The sequence below is a fragment of the Pantoea sp. LMR881 genome, from assembly GCF_027157825.1.
GTDB lineage: Bacteria > Pseudomonadota > Gammaproteobacteria > Enterobacterales > Enterobacteriaceae > Pantoea > Pantoea haifensis.
In genome coordinates this window covers 925,115-940,705 of the sequence record NZ_JAPVOK010000002.1, presented here as the reverse complement: position 1 = coordinate 940,705, position 15,591 = coordinate 925,115, and the positions used below count along the sequence as shown (strand labels likewise).

At 53.0% G+C, this 15,591-nt stretch carries 12 protein-coding genes and 5 pseudogenes; 6 read left to right on the top strand and 11 right to left on the bottom strand.

Annotated features, from left to right (window positions below):
• Positions 1–132: 132 nt before the first annotated feature.
• Positions 133–1,698: a bifunctional glucose-1-phosphatase/inositol phosphatase gene (agp, locus tag O3W44_RS06305; RefSeq protein WP_269292409.1), complete on the top strand. Its 1,566-nt coding sequence runs from the start codon at positions 133–135 to the stop codon at positions 1,696–1,698.
• 54 nt (positions 1,699–1,752) lie between these two features.
• Here agp and O3W44_RS06300 read toward each other — a convergent pair whose 3' ends face one another.
• Genes O3W44_RS06300 through wrbA form a run of 3 tightly spaced genes read right to left on the bottom strand, consistent with a single transcriptional unit; the run spans position 1,753 to position 4,032 of the window.
• Positions 1,753–3,126, bottom strand: a complete 1,374-nt coding sequence (locus O3W44_RS06300) for an NAD-dependent succinate-semialdehyde dehydrogenase (protein WP_269292408.1) — start codon at positions 3,124–3,126, stop codon at positions 1,753–1,755.
• Between the two features lie 56 nt (positions 3,127–3,182).
• Positions 3,183–3,413 (bottom strand): YccJ family protein, encoded by a 231-nt coding sequence (locus tag O3W44_RS06295; protein ID WP_269292407.1) that lies wholly within the window; start codon positions 3,411–3,413, stop codon positions 3,183–3,185.
• Positions 3,414–3,432: 19 nt separating this feature from the next.
• Positions 3,433–4,032 (bottom strand): NAD(P)H:quinone oxidoreductase, encoded by a 600-nt coding sequence (gene wrbA / locus O3W44_RS06290; protein WP_269292406.1) that lies wholly within the window; start codon positions 4,030–4,032, stop codon positions 3,433–3,435.
• A 313-nt stretch (positions 4,033–4,345) separates the two neighbouring features.
• Between wrbA and O3W44_RS06285 the strand changes: the two genes are divergently transcribed.
• Positions 4,346–4,522 carry a general stress protein gene (locus tag O3W44_RS06285; protein ID WP_269292405.1) on the top strand — a complete coding sequence of 59 codons (177 nt, stop codon included), beginning with the start codon at positions 4,346–4,348 and terminating at the stop codon, positions 4,520–4,522.
• Between the two features lie 92 nt (positions 4,523–4,614).
• Positions 4,615–5,528 (top strand): annotated as a pseudogene (locus O3W44_RS06280) (DMT family transporter).
• On the opposite strand, the gene rutG reads toward O3W44_RS06280, so the two are convergent.
• The 6 genes and pseudogenes from rutG to rutA form a co-directional block, all read right to left on the bottom strand.
• Complete coding sequence (gene rutG, locus O3W44_RS06275; protein ID WP_269292404.1) at positions 5,529–6,857, bottom strand: pyrimidine utilization transport protein G; 1,329 nt, start codon at positions 6,855–6,857, stop codon at positions 5,529–5,531.
• A gap of 47 nt (positions 6,858–6,904) precedes the next feature.
• Positions 6,905–7,420: an NADH-dependent FMN reductase RutF gene (gene rutF, locus O3W44_RS06270; protein ID WP_269292403.1), complete on the bottom strand. Its 516-nt coding sequence runs from the start codon at positions 7,418–7,420 to the stop codon at positions 6,905–6,907.
• 21 nt (positions 7,421–7,441) lie between these two features.
• Positions 7,442–8,250, bottom strand: a pseudogene (gene rutD / locus O3W44_RS06265) (pyrimidine utilization protein D).
• A pseudogene (gene rutC, locus O3W44_RS06260) lies at positions 8,250–8,644 on the bottom strand (pyrimidine utilization protein C). Before rutC ends, rutD begins: the two co-directional pseudogenes overlap by 1 nt.
• 36 nt (positions 8,645–8,680) lie before the next feature.
• Positions 8,681–9,395, bottom strand: a pseudogene (gene rutB, locus O3W44_RS06255) (pyrimidine utilization protein B).
• Positions 9,395–10,486, bottom strand: a complete 1,092-nt coding sequence (rutA, locus tag O3W44_RS06250; protein ID WP_269292402.1) for a pyrimidine utilization protein A — start codon at positions 10,484–10,486, stop codon at positions 9,395–9,397. Before rutA ends, rutB begins: the two are co-directional and overlap by 1 nt.
• A 295-nt stretch (positions 10,487–10,781) precedes the next feature.
• Here rutA and rutR point away from each other — a divergent pair.
• Positions 10,782–11,412, top strand: a pseudogene (gene rutR / locus O3W44_RS06245) (HTH-type transcriptional regulator RutR).
• Between the two features lie 32 nt (positions 11,413–11,444).
• On the top strand, positions 11,445–12,419 hold the full coding sequence (locus tag O3W44_RS06240) for a metal-dependent hydrolase (RefSeq protein WP_269292401.1): 975 nt from the start codon (positions 11,445–11,447) through the stop codon (positions 12,417–12,419).
• A 50-nt stretch (positions 12,420–12,469) separates the two neighbouring features.
• Here the strand turns inward: O3W44_RS06240 and cycA are convergent, their stop codons facing one another.
• A complete protein-coding gene (cycA, locus tag O3W44_RS06235) occupies positions 12,470–13,864 on the bottom strand; it encodes a D-serine/D-alanine/glycine transporter (protein WP_269292400.1) in 1,395 nt (464 codons plus the stop codon).
• Positions 13,865–14,148: 284 nt separating this feature from the next.
• Between cycA and O3W44_RS06230 the strand changes: the two genes are divergently transcribed.
• On the top strand, positions 14,149–14,844 hold the full coding sequence (locus O3W44_RS06230; RefSeq protein WP_269292399.1) for an extensin-like domain-containing protein: 696 nt from the start codon (positions 14,149–14,151) through the stop codon (positions 14,842–14,844).
• Here the strand turns inward: O3W44_RS06230 and O3W44_RS06225 are convergent, their stop codons facing one another.
• Positions 14,845–15,519: a DUF4396 domain-containing protein gene (locus O3W44_RS06225; protein WP_269292398.1), complete on the bottom strand. Its 675-nt coding sequence runs from the start codon at positions 15,517–15,519 to the stop codon at positions 14,845–14,847.
• Positions 15,520–15,591: the final 72 nt, after the last annotated feature.

The following is a 15,591-nucleotide window of genomic DNA, read 5'->3' as shown; positions in this document are numbered from 1 at the left end:
CACTAACTGTTTTTGCAAACACCTGGCGCTTTTCTGCGGCGAGCTGAGTTACACTATGTAGCACTTCGCTCGATATAAGCTAATCGGTTGATAGCCTGAGTGTTTCTCTACTGAATAAATGGAATAGGCACAATGATCAAGAAACTGAGTCTTTGCGCATTGTCGGTGCTCGCTGCATTACCAATCGGAACGGTGGCGCAGGCTGCTGATGGCGATATGCAGCTACAGCAAGTGCTGATGTTGAGTCGTCATAATTTACGTGCACCGCTGGCGGATAACGGCAGCGTACTGGCGCAGTCGACCAAAAAAAGCTGGCCGCAGTGGGATGTGCCGGGCGGAGAGCTCACCACGAAAGGTGGCGTGCTGGAAGTCTATATGGGCAGCTATACGCGCCAGTGGCTGGCTCAACAGGGATTGATAAAAAATGGCAGCTGTCCTGACAGTGACAACGTTTTTGTCTACGCCAACAGCCTGCAGCGCACCGTCGCAACCGCCCAGTTTTTTGTGAATGGCGCTTTCCCTGGATGTGATATTGCCGTCACGCATCAGGACGCGATGGGCACCATGGATCCCGTTTTTAATCCCGTGATTACGGATAACAGCGAAGAGTTTAACAAGAAAGCACTGGCTGCAATGGCGGCGGCGAATGAAAAGCTGTCGCTAAAACCCGCTTTCCAGCGCCTGGAAAAGATTGTCGATTATAAATCCGCACCCGCCTGCGATAATAAAAAACAGTGTGATTTAAGCAACGCTGAAAATACGTTCAGCGCCGAAAACGGCAAAGAGCCGAATGTCAGCGGCCCGCTAAAAGTGGGTAACTCACTGATGGATGCCTTTACACTGCAATATTACCAGGGTTTCCCGCTTGAACAGGTGGCATGGGGACAAATCAAAACGCCTGAGCAGTGGAAAGAGCTGTCAGCCATCAAAAACGGTTATCAGGATGCTTTATTCACCAGCCCGGATGTTGCACGTGAAGTTGCCGCGCCACTGGTGGATTATATCCGCAGCCAGTTAGTGGATCAGGACAAAGCGAACGCGCCAAAAGTGACGCTGATGGTGGGGCATGATTCCAACATCGCTTCGTTATTAAGTGCACTGCAGGTTAAATCATACGAACTGCCGGATACCTTTGAAAAAACGCCGATTGGCGGGCAGGTCGTATTTGAACGCTGGCACGATGCCAAAAATAACAAGGATTTGTTGAAGGTCGAATACGTTTATCAAACTGCCGATCAACTGCGCGATGGCGATTCTCTCAGCCTTAAAAATCCACCGAAGCGCGTGACGCTACAGCTCACAGGCTGTCAGGCTGATGCCAATGGCTATTGTGCATGGGATCAGTTTGCTCAGGTGTTAAACAGCGCGCTGCAGGGCACGCCGATGCAGCCTGCGTCCGCACCACAACCTCAAATACAGCCAGCTAAGCCACAGCCAGCAGCGGATGATGCTAACGTTAAAGCGGATCAGGCTACGGCAGATAAAGCCGCGGCCGATAAGGCCGCCGCCGATAAAGCCGCGGCGCAAAAAGCAGCTGAAGCAAAAGCCGCAGAAGAGAAAGTAAAAGCCGACAAGGCGGCGGCGGAGAAAGCGAAAGCGGCTGAACAAAAGGCGGCGGCTGATAAGGCGGCTAGCGAAAAAGCAGCAGCCCAGACGGCGAGCAGTGACGGGAAGAGTAATCAGCCTGCGGCTAACTAATGAGTTCTGCTACAAAGAAAAACCCCGCCGATGCGGGGTTTTTTATGGCTGCTATCAACCGGCCACGACCACCAGTTTTTGATTGGCGAATTCCTTGATGCCGAGGTCGGAAAGCTCGCGTCCGTAACCCGAACGCTTTACGCCACCAAACGGCAGTTCGGCCGAAGTATCACTTTGTGAATTGATAAACACCATGCCGGTTTCAATGGCAGACGCCAGTTTACGCCCGCGCGCGATATCTTTTGTCCACACGGAACCGCCCAAACCATAGTGAGAATCGTTCGCCAGCGCCACAGCAGCGCGATCATCGCCGACCACATAAACCTGCGCAACGGGGCCAAAGAACTCTTGATAATAAGCGGGATTATCCGGTGTGAGATGGGTCAAAATAGTGGGCTGAAAATAACAGCCGACGCCTGCAATTACTTTGCCGCCGGTCAGCACTTTTGCACCGTTCGCCACCGCCTCATCAACCTGCTTAACCAGGCGATCGCGCGCATCGCTTGACGATAACGGACCCAGCGTGGTGTTCTCATCCAGCGGATCGCCTGGTGTTGCAGCAGATAGCGCGGCGGTGAATTTAGCGATAAAACTGTCCGCTATGTTTTCATGCAGGATAAAACGCTTAGCGGCGGTACAGACTTGTCCGCAGTTACTCAGCCGCGCCTGGGCACCCTGACGCACAGCTTCGTCGATATCCGCGTCGTCCAGCACCACAAACACGTCGTTTCCGCCCAGCTCCAGCGTAGATTTTTTCAGATGCTTACCCGCTTGCTCTGCTACCGCGCTACCGGCACGTTCTGATCCGGTAAGCGCGACACCCTGCACGCGATGGTCAGCGATCAGCTCAGCCACCTGGTCGGTCGAGATGAATAAATTGGTCCAGGCTCCTTCGGGTGCGCCCGCTTCCTTCACCAGCTTTTCAAACACATCTGCACAGTGCGGCACAATGTTCGCATGTTTTGCCAGCACCGGGTTGCCTAACGCCAGGTTAGGGGCCAGCACGCGCATCAGTTGATAATAGGGGAAATTCCAGGGTTCCACGGCTACCAGTACGCCAATCGGATGATATTCCAGCCACGCCTCGCCTAATTCACTGGCATAAGGCTGCGGTTTAAGAATACGTTCCGCATTCTCTGCGTAATAACGGGCAATTTGCGCACAGATTTTTACTTCACCGCGGCTTTGACCAATCAGTTTTCCCATCTCTTTACTGGCAATGGTCGCCAGTTCGTCGACACGGCTGTCAATCAGATCGGCCAGTTTTTTCAGGACCTGTAAGCGTGGCTGAATATCTCCTTTACTCCAGTCAGAGTGAAACAGGCCATCAGCCTTCTCCAGCGCCTGGTTTACTGCTGTCGCATCGTGGGAAGGCCAGCTTTTCAGCAGCTGATTGTTAGCAGGATTAATACTTTGATAGGAAGACATACAGCGATCCTTGGTCAGTGACTAAAAAAGATGAGGCGGGAAATCCCGCCCCAGCCTTAAACATTTTTACGTTCTACCGTCTTATCGTCCCAGGTCAGGACATCCTGATCGGTTTTATCGAAGGCGCGAAACAGCACTTCGTCATTACCTTGTTGACGCCAAATTTCTTCAGCAAGTTTTTCGTCGTAGTTCGCCACTTCGAAAATGGCCTCAGCGATTTCAGGTGAGGTGTGACGCAGGCTGGCCCATTCGCCAACGTGATGTTCTTTCGCTTGATCGGTAGCCATATTGGTCTCCTTAATGAAATCAGTCCTTTAGTTTAACTGCCAGCCCGGCAACGTGTTCGCCCTGGAAACGGGCAATATTCAGTTCCTCTTCCGTGGGCTGACGCGAGCCATCTCCACCCGCCATCGTGCTGGCACCATAAGGCGTGCCGCCGCGCGTTTGCGAGATGTCGAACAGCTCTTTGGTACCGTAGCCAATCGGGACAATCACCATGCCGTGATGCGCCAGTGTGGTCCAGACTGACGTAATAGTTTGCTCCTGGCCGCCGCCAGTACCGGTTGACGTAAAGACACTGGCGACTTTGCCGAACAGCGCGCCGGACGCCCAAAGACCACCGGTGCGATCCCAGAAGGTGCGCATCTGTCCAGACATATTGCCGAAGCGGGTAGGGGTGCCAATGATAATGGCATCGTATTGAGGAAGAATTTCTGGTGTCGCTTCCGGCGCAGCCTGATCGGTTTTGCCGCCAACCTGTGCGAAACGTTCGGCATCCATGGTTTCTGGTACACGCCGAATATCCACTTCTGCACCGGGAACCTTGCGGACACCTTCAGCGACCGCGTTCGCCATTGTTTCGATATGTCCATACATTGAATAGTAAAGCACCAGAATCTTAGCCATCTAAATCTCCGTAAGGGTTATTCAGCGTAACCAGAAGTATAGAAGAGCTTTAACTGGCTGCGAGCTTGCCCGGCAAAAGATCGGGTTTTTAGGACCTTTGACCTCTGGCTAAGCCGTTAAAAGCTGAATGAATATTTGATAATGGAGCGAATTTGCAGTGAATTATCTGTTGCTAAATGTAACAACGCACTGGGAGTGAGCAATGTCTGGCTAAGCTTTAACCATGATCACCCTGCAAAACAGGCGAACGGCAGGGTTGATGCTGGCAGGTAGACGAGAGTTAACGCTTACCCATTTGCGACCGGAGGAAAAGATGGCAACACATCGTGGAGGTTTAGGCAATTTTGCCGAAAACCGTGAGCGTGCGGCAGAAGCCGGGCGCAAAGGCGGCAAAAACAGCGGCGGAAATTTCAAAAACGATCCGCAACGCGCTGCGCGTGCTGGCGAAAAAGGTGGGCGCAGCAGTAACAAAAAATCTGAGACAGAGTAAACGCCGGGCCGCCGGGTAAAACCGGCGGTCCGCCATTGCATTTCCCGCTTTCCCTCCGCAAAATGGCGCCCGAATCTCTTATCAGGTGAATTATGTCGGACGCTATCCGCAGCTTATCCTTGCGCCTGTCGCGCCAGGAGCTGGTGCTAATTTTTATTACGATGATCTGGGGTGGCACCTTTTTAGCGGTGCATCGCGCGATGGCGTACTCCGGGCCGTTTTTCTTTGTCGGGCTACGCTTTGCGACGGCTGCGCTGTTGCTGGCGCTCTTTTTCGCCGCTATTTAGCGGCGATAACCTGGACTGAAATCAAAGCGGGGTCGCTGATTGGTTTGTCGATTGCCGGCGGTTATGGCCTGCAAACTTATGGTCTGCAAACCATATCCAGCAGTCAGTCCGCTTTTCTCACGGCGCTCTATGTTCCCGTGGTGCCGTTGCTACAGTGGATTTTTTTACGTCGCCCGCCGGGCCTGATGGCCTGGCTCGGCATTTTACTGGCGTTTGGCGGTTTGCTGCTGGTTGCCGGGCCACAGGATGGTCGTATTAGCCTGAATCAGGGCGAAATCGCCACGCTGATCAGTACGCTGGCGATTGCAGCGGAAATTATTCTAATCAGCCGCTATGCAGGCGAGGTCGATGTGCGCCGCGTGACGCTGATTCAACTGGTCGTGGCCTCACTGGGTGCCTTCTGCCTGATGTTGCCAAACGGGGAATCAATACCCGATATGTCACCCAATCTGCTGCTGAGTGCGCTGGGCTTAGGCGCAGCCAGTGCGCTTATTCAGGTCACCATGAACTGGGCACAGCGTAGCGTATCGCCTACGCGCGCAACGGTAATTTATGCCGGTGAACCGGTATGGGCTGGCGTGGTAGGGCGCATTGCCGGTGAGCGTTTGCCTGCTGCCGCGTTGCTGGGCGGGGCATTGATTGTCTGTGGCGTGATTGTCAGTGAGCTGCGTTTCAAACGTAAGAAAGCGGTGCAGCCAGTTACCGCACCGCCTGAATAATCAATTATCCTGACGCACAACCTGTTTCTCTACCTGTACTGCGCCGCGTTGGCGCAGTATGGCGTTCAGGATAATCGCACCAAAAGTGGCGGTACCAATACCGCCAAGCGTGAACTGACCAATCCTGAGAGCGAAATCGCCTGCACCTAACACCAGCGTCGTCGCCACCATGATTAAATTACCGTTTTGGCTAAAATCGACACGGTTTTGCACCCAAATACGCGCGCCAGCCACGGCAATCAGGCCAAACACCACAATCGACGCCCCGCCAATGACCGGACCAGGAATGGTATGAATCAATGCCCCGAACTTCGGCGAAAAACCGAGTATGAGTGCAAAAGCCGCGGCAGCGACAAAGGCCAGTGTGGAGTAAACCTTTGTCACTGCCATCACGCCAATGTTTTCTGCATAGGTTGTCACGCCGCTGCCTCCCATCGCCCCGGACAGCATGGTCGCCAGGCCATCGCCTGCAAATGCGCGGCCCATATAGGGATCAAGGTTGCGCCCGGTCATTCCTGCCACCGCTTTGATGTGACCTAAATTTTCCGCTACCAGAATAATCGCGACGGGGGCAATCAGCACCACCGCCTGAATATCAAAGGCAGGGGCGGTAGTGCGGGGTAAGCCAAACCATGGCGCTTGCGACAGCAGGGTGAAGTCAACGGGTTTACCCAGGCCCAGCCCGTTGGTCAGCAGCATATAAATCGCCCACGCGACGATAAGTCCGATAAGAATCAATAAACGCTGGACCATACCGCGGGTAAACACCGCGACCACACCAATACAGAGCACGGTCATAACCGCCATCCAGCTGTCGAAAGCGGAGGCCGATACGCTGTGTACTGCAATCGGTGCCAGATTCAAACCAATTGCCATCACCACGGCGCCCGTTACCACCGGTGGCATCAACTTTTCAATCCAGCGCGTGCCCGCTTTCATCACAACAAAGCCAATCAGTGTATAAAGCAAACCACAGGCGATCACGCCACCCAGCGCCAGGCTGAGATTCGGGTTTAATCCCTGCCCATTAAAACCCGTTACCGCAATCACAACGCCCACAAAGGCGGCGCTGGAACCCAGATAGCTGGGAACACGTCCTCCGGTGACAATGAAGAACAGCAGCGTGCCGATACCGGATACCAGGATCGCCAGGTTAGGATCGAGGCCCATCAGCAGAGGCATTAGTACGGTTGCGCCAAACATCGCGACCGCATGCTGCAATCCGAGGATCAGGGTCTGACCCATCGGCAAGGTTTCATCCGGGGCAATCAGCCCATTTTCTGTTACTGCCGACTTCTTTTGCCATTGAGGAAACCAGGAATTTGCCATCGTTAACTCCACAAAAAAGGGAATGATGCCGGACCGCGTTGGGCGAATTAACAGGCTTCCTGCCGCAAAAGGGGATGGTATCCACGATCAAACCAGACCAGACCGTGCGCATTGTCGTTGCGAACCAGCGCCAGCACTTCACAAAAAAACGTGTCGTGTGTGCCAACGCTGACTGTCTGCGTAACGCGACAGTCAAATGAAACCACGGCACCGCTCAGCACCGGGGAGCCCGTAACGGCTGTTGTCCATTCCGCTGCGATGAAACGCTCTGCCATCGGCGTTTTACCGCCGAACAGCGTAGAGAGAGCCTCATGCCCGGAAGCCAGTGTGTTAACGCACAGCTGCCTGTTTTCACGGAACAGTGGATAGACTGAGGCGGAACGGTTCAGGCACACCAGCAGGGTAGGAGGTGAATCGGTCACGCTGCAAACGGCCGATGCGGTAAAACCGGCCCGTCCCGCTGGCCCTTCGGTGGTAATGATATTTACCGCTGCGCCGAGTCGCGCCATGGCATTGCGAAACGCCTGTTTCTCTACCGGTGGCATAACATTTTCTCTGTTCATATTTTTCTCTCGCTCGAAGGTTTAGCTAACCTCATCGGGTTGAAGCAGCAGGCAGTCGGTATCCGCCAGCCACTGCACGAGCAGGGCATTGAACTGCGCGGCATCGGTTACACTCATCGCATGCCCACCCCAGGGCATCTCAGCGCGTGTAGCGTCAGGCAAGGCAGCAGCCAGTTGCACCGAGCAGCTCCACGGCACTAGCAGATCGTCTTTGCTGCAAATCACCCAGACCGGTTGTGAAATGCGATCAGCACAGCTCCTGAAGTCAGCCTGCATTAAGGCGTGCAGGCGGCGCAGCAGATTTTCCATGCCCTGAAAGTGCGCAACGTGGTGCGCATCTTCCTGCTCCAGACGCGCCTCATGCTGCGCCATCCATTCGGCAGGATAGAGAAACAGCGGCTGCGCGCGGACAAATGCCTCAACACCGACATTAAGCAGCAGATGCTGTCGCACCTCGAAACAGCGCCGGGTGTGCGCGTTGAGCGTCAGCCACCCGTTAATCACTGCGACACGCTCAACCCGTTCCGGATAATCAAGGGCCAGCTGCAAGCCGATTAATCCCCTAATGCGTGGCCGATGACACCGAAGCGGGAGATACCCTGTTGTGCCAGCGCCTCAGCCAGCTCCGCAGCCATCATAGACAGGGTATAACCTTCCGGCAGCGAATCGGCGCTGCGGCCGGTGCCTCGCTGGTCATACAGCACCACCCGATAGCGTTCGCTTAAAACTGCGAGCTGCGATTGCCAAAAGCCCGCAACGCCCCCTAAGCCTGAAGAGAACACCAGCGTGGGCGCATCATGAGTTTGCAGGCCATGCGTCTCAACATGCATCAGGCCCCCTGTTTTCCAATATGCGCGATGCTGGCAATCTCAACTAACGCATCGGGTTTGACTAACCCGCACTGAATGCAGAAGCGCGCCGGCTTTTCACCTGGAAAGTAGTCGGCATAGACCTGATTCACTGCGGCATAATTTGTCCAGTCAGTGATAAAAATCGAATTGAAGGTGACGTCATCCATACTGCCCCCGCTGTTTCGATGACCTTTTTAATGGTTTCCAGCACGTGGCGGGTTTGTGCCGCCGCATCGCCCACATGCACCACATTGTTATGTTCATCAAACGGCAAAGTTCCAGAGACATAAACCACGCCATCGGCCAGCGTACCCGGCACAAAAGGAGCGATGGGGGTAGAACTTCCTGGCGGAATAAGGGCACTTTTTGGCATAGCTACTTTTCCTTTTATCAACAGGTGAAGCAGGATTTAGGATGCGGATCGCAGGCTCTCACAAAACGCGTCCACGTCAGAGACCCACCCAAAAAAGGTTTCAATATTGAAGATTGCGGCGTGTTGAGCAAAAGCAGGGCCAGCCTGATAAGTTGCGTCTTCCAGCACGACACCAAAATATTCCAGGAAAAAGCCATCACGCAGCGTTGATTCCACGCATACGTTGGTGGCGATACCGGTAAAAATAAGATGGCGGATCCCACGGCTGCGCAGCAGGCTGTCGAGTGGCGTATTAAAGAAGCCGCTATAACGCGGTTTTGGCAAGACAATGTCACCTGGCAGGGGCACCAGCTCATCGACCAGCGCATAATCCCAGCTGCCTTTAGCTAATAATGTGCCTTGCAGCTCGGGGCGTTTACGCATGGTTTTCAGTGCGTTCGATTTATGAAAATTGGGCGAGCCAGCATCACCCGCTTCAACATACTGATCGTCCCAGCCGTTCTGGAACCAGATAATCTGAACGCCCGCAGCTCGTGCGGCGGTCACTGCCTGATGAATCTTCGCAATCACCGGCTGGGTGGCGGAGACATCAAATCCCGCCAGATCCGGTATCCCCCTGAGTGGCATAAGCGTTTTGCATATCCACCACGATCAGCGCACTCTGGCCTGGCGGGAAGGCGATAGGTTCCGGGCGCGCAGGCAGCTCTACCTGTGGAATATCGGGTGTATGAGCGCAATAAACCGTATTCATTAAGCCACCTCCTGTTGCGCATCAATTACTGCGTTGCGGCAGCTCATCAGGGGCTGAATATGTTGGCCAAAGTCGTCGATACCTTGCAGGAAATCATCAAACGTCAGCAGTACGCCATGTGTTCCGTCAACCTGTGCAACCTCGTCCAGCATACGCGCAACGTTGGCAAAAGAGCCTACCAGGGTGCCCATGTTGATGTTAACGGCAGAGGTGGGATCGGCCATCTGGCGTACATTGGTGTCGCTGCCTGATTTGGTGTCCTGCTGGCTCTGCGTGGTGAGCCAGGCGAGAGCCTCTTCATCCGCTCCGGCTTTGTAATGTTCCCATTTGGCACGCGCCTCTTCATCGGTTTCTGCCGCGATGATCATAAACAGCACGTAGGAGCCCACATCGCGTCCGGCTTTTTCTGCGGCCTGCTTCATGCGCGTTGAGGTGGCCGAAAAGGCAGTCGGAGTATTAACACCTTTACCGAAGCAGAAGTTGTAATCCGCATATTGTGCTGAAAATGCCATTCCGGCGTCGCTCTGACCGGCGCAAATGACTTTCATCGGCTTTTGCGGCTGCGGGCTAACGCGGCAGTCATTCATGGTAAAGAACTCACCTTTAAAGTCCGACGTGCCACTGCCCCATAAATCGCGCAGCACCGTGACATATTCAGTGAGGTAGTGATAGCGACGGCTAAAATAGTCATCACCCGGCCATAAACCCATCTGTTCATATTCGGGCTTCTGCCAGCCGGTCACTAAATTGACGCCAAAACGGCCATTTGAAATAGAGTCGATAGTCGCTGCCATGCGCGCCACGATAGCCGGGGGCAACGTCAGTGTAGCCGCCGTCGCATAGATCTCAATACGTGAAGTGACCGCCGCTAAGCCTGCCATCAAAGTAAACGATTCCAGGTTATGATCCCAGAATTCGGTTTTGCCACCGAAGCCGCGCAGCTTAATCATTGAAAGCGCGAAGTCGAAATGGTAATGCTCAGCTTTTTGCACAATCGCTTTGTTGAGTTCAAAGGTTGGCTTGTATTGCGGAGCATGAGAAGAAATCAGCCAGCCATTGTTACCAATCGGAATAAAGACACCAATCTTCATACAGAACCTCTTGCACATGGGTTGGACTTTTTTCACGCGCTGGGCCGAATCTTTTACGGCGCGCTCAAAAGCATTTGTGCAAAGGCTGTGCCACATTTTTTAATTCTATAAATAACAATGTGTTAAAAATAACCCAAAAGAGTTAACCAGATTGGTTGGTCCGTTTTGGACCATTTGGTCAAAACAGGCTGCACATTTTGCAGGCAGGTTGAACAAAAAAGGTGCAATGGCAAAATTGGGCAGCTACCTGTGGCTTTGCTATGATGCCGGAACGCAGAAGGGATGAGGCAACAGGATGAAAACAGAAATAAAACCCACGCGCCGTTCACGCGCTGTCGCGGCTAAACGTGCAGCTATTCTGGAAGCCGCGCTGACCTTTTTTCCCAGTTTGGCATTCATGGAACCCGCCTCGATCAGGTAGCCGAGCGGGCTGATGTCTCGAAGACCAACCTTCTTTATTACTATCCTTCCAAAGAAGCGTTATACATCGCGGTGTTAAAAGAGATCCTGGATGTCTGGCTGGCGCCACTGCGTGCATTAGCGCACGATCAGGAGCCTTTAATGGCTATTCGCCGCTACATACGCCTGAAGCTCGAAGTCTCGCGCGATCATCCACAAGCCTCCCGGCTGTTCTGTCTGGAAATGCTGCAGGGCGCGCCGCTCCTGAAAGGAGAATTAGCGGGGACTTAAAGCAACTGGTTGATGAGAAAGCGGCCATTATTGAACGCTGGATTGATGAAGGTCGGCTGGCTGGCGTACAGCCGCAACATTTAATCTTTATGCTGTGGGCAACCACGCAACACTATGCTGATTTTGCCAGCCAGGTTGAAGCCATTACCGGCCAGACCCTGAGCGATCCGCAGTTTTTCGATCAAACAGTAGATAATGTACAGCGCATGATCATTGAAGGTATTCGCGTGCGTTAATTTTCGCTACGGCTTTTTTGCGGGGAGCAAACATGGATTCTGTTTCGCAACTGGTTCTCGGCGCATCCGTCAGCGTCGCGGTAATGGGACGACGTGTCCCGCTTTGGCAAGCGGCCGCTGTCGGTGCCGCATGTGGCACGCTTCCCGACCTGGATGTTTTTCTTGATCATGGCGATGCAATACGCAACATGACTCTGCATCGTACTGAAAGTCATGCGCTGCTCTATCTGACACTGATCTCGCCGCTCGTCGCCTGGCTGGTCGCGGGCCTGTTTCGCCGAGACGTAAAGTGGCAGGCGTGGTGGCCGGCTATCTGGCTGGCATTCATCACCCACCCCCTGCTGGATCTAATGACGGTTTATGGCACGCAGCTGGGGCTGCCGCTGACCGATCATCCCTATGCTGTCGGCAGCATCTATATTGTGGATCCGCTCTATACTCTACCGATGCTGATTTGTCTTGCTGTGGCGCTGTGGCGACGCGGTGAACAGGGTTTACGGTGGAGCCGCCTCGGCTTAGCTATCAGTACGCTTTATCTGGCGTGGAGTATGGTGATTCAGGGCGTTGCCAGTTGGCAGATCAAACAATCGTTAGCCGCGCAGGCCATTCCAGCAGATAAAATACTGGTGACGCCGACAGCGTTTAATACGCTGGTGTGGCGAAGCGTTATCATCACGCCTGAACGTTATGGCGAAGCGTACTGGTCACTGTTATCACCGGGTCGGTCGCTGAAGGTCAACTGGCGGCCACGCCATCCCGAATTGTTTGAACAGTTAAAAGGTGACTGGTATGCCGAGCGTGTTGCCTGGTTCAGCCATGGTTTCTATGCCATGGGCGAAAGCAACGGGCAGATCACTATTTCCGATTTGCGCATGGGAGAAGGCGGGCATTACACCTTTACCTTCAATTTAGGCACACCGCAGCAGCCCGCAACGCATCCAGAAAGAGTGCCTTCATCGCGACCTGCGCTAAGCGTTAGCTTTACTGCATTAAAAGAGCGACTGTAAATAAAAAGCCCGGCCATCACTGACCGGGCTTTTTTTATCGTGTGATTACCTTAGCGTCTGGCACGGCGGCGTAGCAACCACCCCAACGTCAACAGCGCGAACCACAACGGCGTGACCATCAGTGCCTGGCGTGTATCTTCTTGCAGGGTCAACAGCACCAGCACAAAGGCAAAAAAGGCGATGCATACCCAGCACATGAATTTACCCAACGGCATTTTGAAACCAGATTCTGCATGGCGCTGAGGATACTTTTTACGGTACGCCAGGTAGCTGCACAGAATGATAGTCCAGACAAACATGAACAGAATCGCAGAGACCGTAGTGACTAAGGTGAACACCGTCATCACATCAGGGATCAAGTAAATCAACGCCACGCCACCCAACAGGCACAGGCAGGAGAAAAACAGGCCAGTTGTGGGGACAGCGCGTGCTGACAGGCGACCAAATGCACGGTGTGCCACTCCCTGCTGCGATAAGCCATAGAGCATACGGCTGGTGGAGAAGATACCGCTGTTCGCTGAGGACGCTGCTGAAGTCAGCACCACAAAGTTAACAATGCTGGCGGCGGCGGGTAAGCCGATCAACACAAACATTTCAACAAACGGGCTGCGGTCCGGCATGACCTGGGTCCAGGGTGTGACGGCCATGATCACCATCAGTGCTAATACGTAGAACATGATCACCCGCAGCGGAATAGCATTAATCGCGCGCGGTAACACTTTGTGAGGATCGTGCGTTTCGGCAGCAGCAGTGCCGACTAACTCGATTCCCACAAAGGCAAAAACGGCAATCTGGAAGCCAGCAAAAAATCCACTCAACCCTTTCGGGAACATACCGCCGTGATCCCAGATATTGCTTAATGACGCCGTCCCTCCACCTGGCGATGGATAGTGCATTGAAACCAGCACAATGCCGGTGACAATCAGCGCGACGATAGCGACAATTTTGATAATCGCGAACCAAAACTCCATTTCGCCAAACAGCTTAACCGTGGCGATGTTGAGCGTCAGAAAAACAAAGACGCACAGCAGGGCGCTCATCCAGATGGAAAAGCCGGGGAACCAGAGTTGAAAATAGGCGCTTATTGCCACGACATCAGCAATGCCAGTAACGACCCAGCAGAACCAGTAAGTCCAGCCCGTAAAATAGCCTGCCCAGGGACCCAACAGGTCAGCGGCGAAATCACTAAAAGATTTGTATTCGAGGTTCGAGAGCAATAATTCGCCCATGGCGCGCATGACGAAGAACAGCATGAACCCGATAATCATATAAACGAAGATAATAGAAGGGCCGGCAAGGCTGATGGTTTTACCCGAGCCCATAAACAGGCCAGTGCCGATTGCACCACCGATAGCGATAAGTTGAATGTGACGATTATGCAGGTTGCGCCGCAGCTTTTCCGGGTTCTCCTGCGTAATCAACGCTTCTTTTGATTGATCGACCATATAATTGTCTTTCCTGTCTTGATGTTGTGTCAGCTCTGCTGGCTGTTATTGGGCGAGCCTGCCTGACTGGCAAGTTGGCATAAGATAGTGGAATACCCTGCAAAGTCGGAAATTGTTTTTTAACAATTGTGACCTTTCATCTCTAACGCACCGGCAGGAATTGTTTACGCGGGCGATTATTCCGTCAGGCTGGGTAATTTTTAATCTCGTTGTGTCAGGTTTCGCGCAACCTGCCTGAGAGCTTCTACACTTTTTTTGCTAATCATCAGGCTGCGAGAGGGAAAATGCGCACGCTTATACTTTTACTGGTATTGATTACGGTGGGCTGGGGCAGTTTACCGTGGATCAAAAAGAACCTTCCGCCTCAGTTTAATCCTTTTACACCGCTTTCCGTCACCGATGCGCCAGGCTGGATGACGCGGTTGAAATTGAAACGGTTGTCAAACGATCCTGAGGCGTGTCTGGATGTCATGCACCGTGCGCAACAGGCCGGCTTTGTCAGTTTCAGCGCGCGTCCGCCTGTCACCGGCAACTGTCCGCTGAGCGATCCGCTGCGTATACAGAAATTTGGCCCTGTGAGTCTGAGCAGCAGTTTTCTTGCCAGTTGTCCGATGGCTGTCGCCAGCACCATGTATGTTCTACGCAGCCGTGAGCAGCTTACCCGGCAGCAGCAAAGCCCACTGGTGAGAATTACGCACGTTGGCAGTTATGCCTGTCGAAATATCTATCATCGTACTGAAGGCCGGTTGAGTGAGCACGCGACGGCGGACGCCTGGGATATCACGGGCTTTCAACTGGCGAACGGACAACGTTTAGACGTGAGTAAAAACTGGCAGCAACCCTCAGGAAAAGCCCAGTCGCTGCACAGTTTGTGGCGGGAAGGATGCAATGTTTTTGGTAACGCGCTGGGGCCAGATTATAACGCCGCGCATGCCACACATTTCCATTTAGGGATGCGTGGTGCAGGATACTGTCGGTAATCAGGTCACCGGATGAATACCGCGTTTTATCAAGAAATGATTGGCAGGCCAGGAAAAAACAAAACCCGTTATCATTGAAAGTTGCAACATAAACCAGAAGGCGCTCAATAGCGGATTGATTTGTTGATTTAATACATATTTTAGCGCCAGCGCCATAAAGATAAAAATACCTAATTGGTAAATGACTAACGGAAAAGTTTCTGTTTTTACGGCCAGCAGTAATGTGCGCCATATTGAAACTTTTTCACGATGCTTAATGACAAAGAACTGAAAAAATATACCGATCAATAATGTAATCACGAGTGATAAAATGGCGTATTGCCAAATGGCAAATGAAACGTGCAAGTGATTTAGCAGGGTGATTATCGGTAATGTTATTATGTCGCCAAAAATAGAGGCGGCAGCAGATAACGATGTCGAAATAAATATCGTTTGCCAACTCATAGCGCGACCTGTTTTTTGTGGCACCAGCAAGGCAAGTTTTACCTGCCGGGAAGGTTGTCTCCCAAGGTGCCACCAGGCTACCCAGCCAATAAACGGCATATAGAGTCCGGTAAGAGGCCAGATAATATTCATGACAGCAACCGGATGAGGATGTCTGAAAATATCCTTAACAATCATCAATGCGGTGCAGCCGCCAAGCATTAAAAAGGGCAATGCCAACTGGTTTAACATAGTCTACCCCAAAGCGAATCGTTGATGGCCGGTGGTGCAGAGCGGCTTGCCGCTGTGCTATTCAGGCACGAT

What these genes read in the sequence shown, in the direction of transcription:
- agp (WP_269292409.1), top strand. Translation starts at nt 133, where the DNA reads ATGATCAAGAAACTGAGTCTTTGCGCATTGTCGGTGCTCGCTGCATTA.
- O3W44_RS06300 (WP_269292408.1), bottom strand. Translation starts at nt 3,126, where the DNA reads ATGTCTTCCTATCAAAGTATTAATCCTGCTAACAATCAGCTGCTGAAA.
- O3W44_RS06295 (WP_269292407.1), bottom strand. Translation starts at nt 3,413, where the DNA reads ATGGCTACCGATCAAGCGAAAGAACATCACGTTGGCGAATGGGCCAGC.
- wrbA (WP_269292406.1), bottom strand. Translation starts at nt 4,032, where the DNA reads ATGGCTAAGATTCTGGTGCTTTACTATTCAATGTATGGACATATCGAA.
- O3W44_RS06285 (WP_269292405.1), top strand. Translation starts at nt 4,346, where the DNA reads ATGGCAACACATCGTGGAGGTTTAGGCAATTTTGCCGAAAACCGTGAG.
- rutG (WP_269292404.1), bottom strand. Translation starts at nt 6,857, where the DNA reads ATGGCAAATTCCTGGTTTCCTCAATGGCAAAAGAAGTCGGCAGTAACA.
- rutF (WP_269292403.1), bottom strand. Translation starts at nt 7,420, where the DNA reads ATGAACAGAGAAAATGTTATGCCACCGGTAGAGAAACAGGCGTTTCGC.
- rutA (WP_269292402.1), bottom strand. Translation starts at nt 10,486, where the DNA reads ATGAAGATTGGTGTCTTTATTCCGATTGGTAACAATGGCTGGCTGATT.
- O3W44_RS06240 (WP_269292401.1), top strand. Translation starts at nt 11,445, where the DNA reads ATGGATTCTGTTTCGCAACTGGTTCTCGGCGCATCCGTCAGCGTCGCG.
- cycA (WP_269292400.1), bottom strand. Translation starts at nt 13,864, where the DNA reads ATGGTCGATCAATCAAAAGAAGCGTTGATTACGCAGGAGAACCCGGAA.
- O3W44_RS06230 (WP_269292399.1), top strand. Translation starts at nt 14,149, where the DNA reads ATGCGCACGCTTATACTTTTACTGGTATTGATTACGGTGGGCTGGGGC.
- O3W44_RS06225 (WP_269292398.1), bottom strand. Translation starts at nt 15,519, where the DNA reads ATGTTAAACCAGTTGGCATTGCCCTTTTTAATGCTTGGCGGCTGCACC.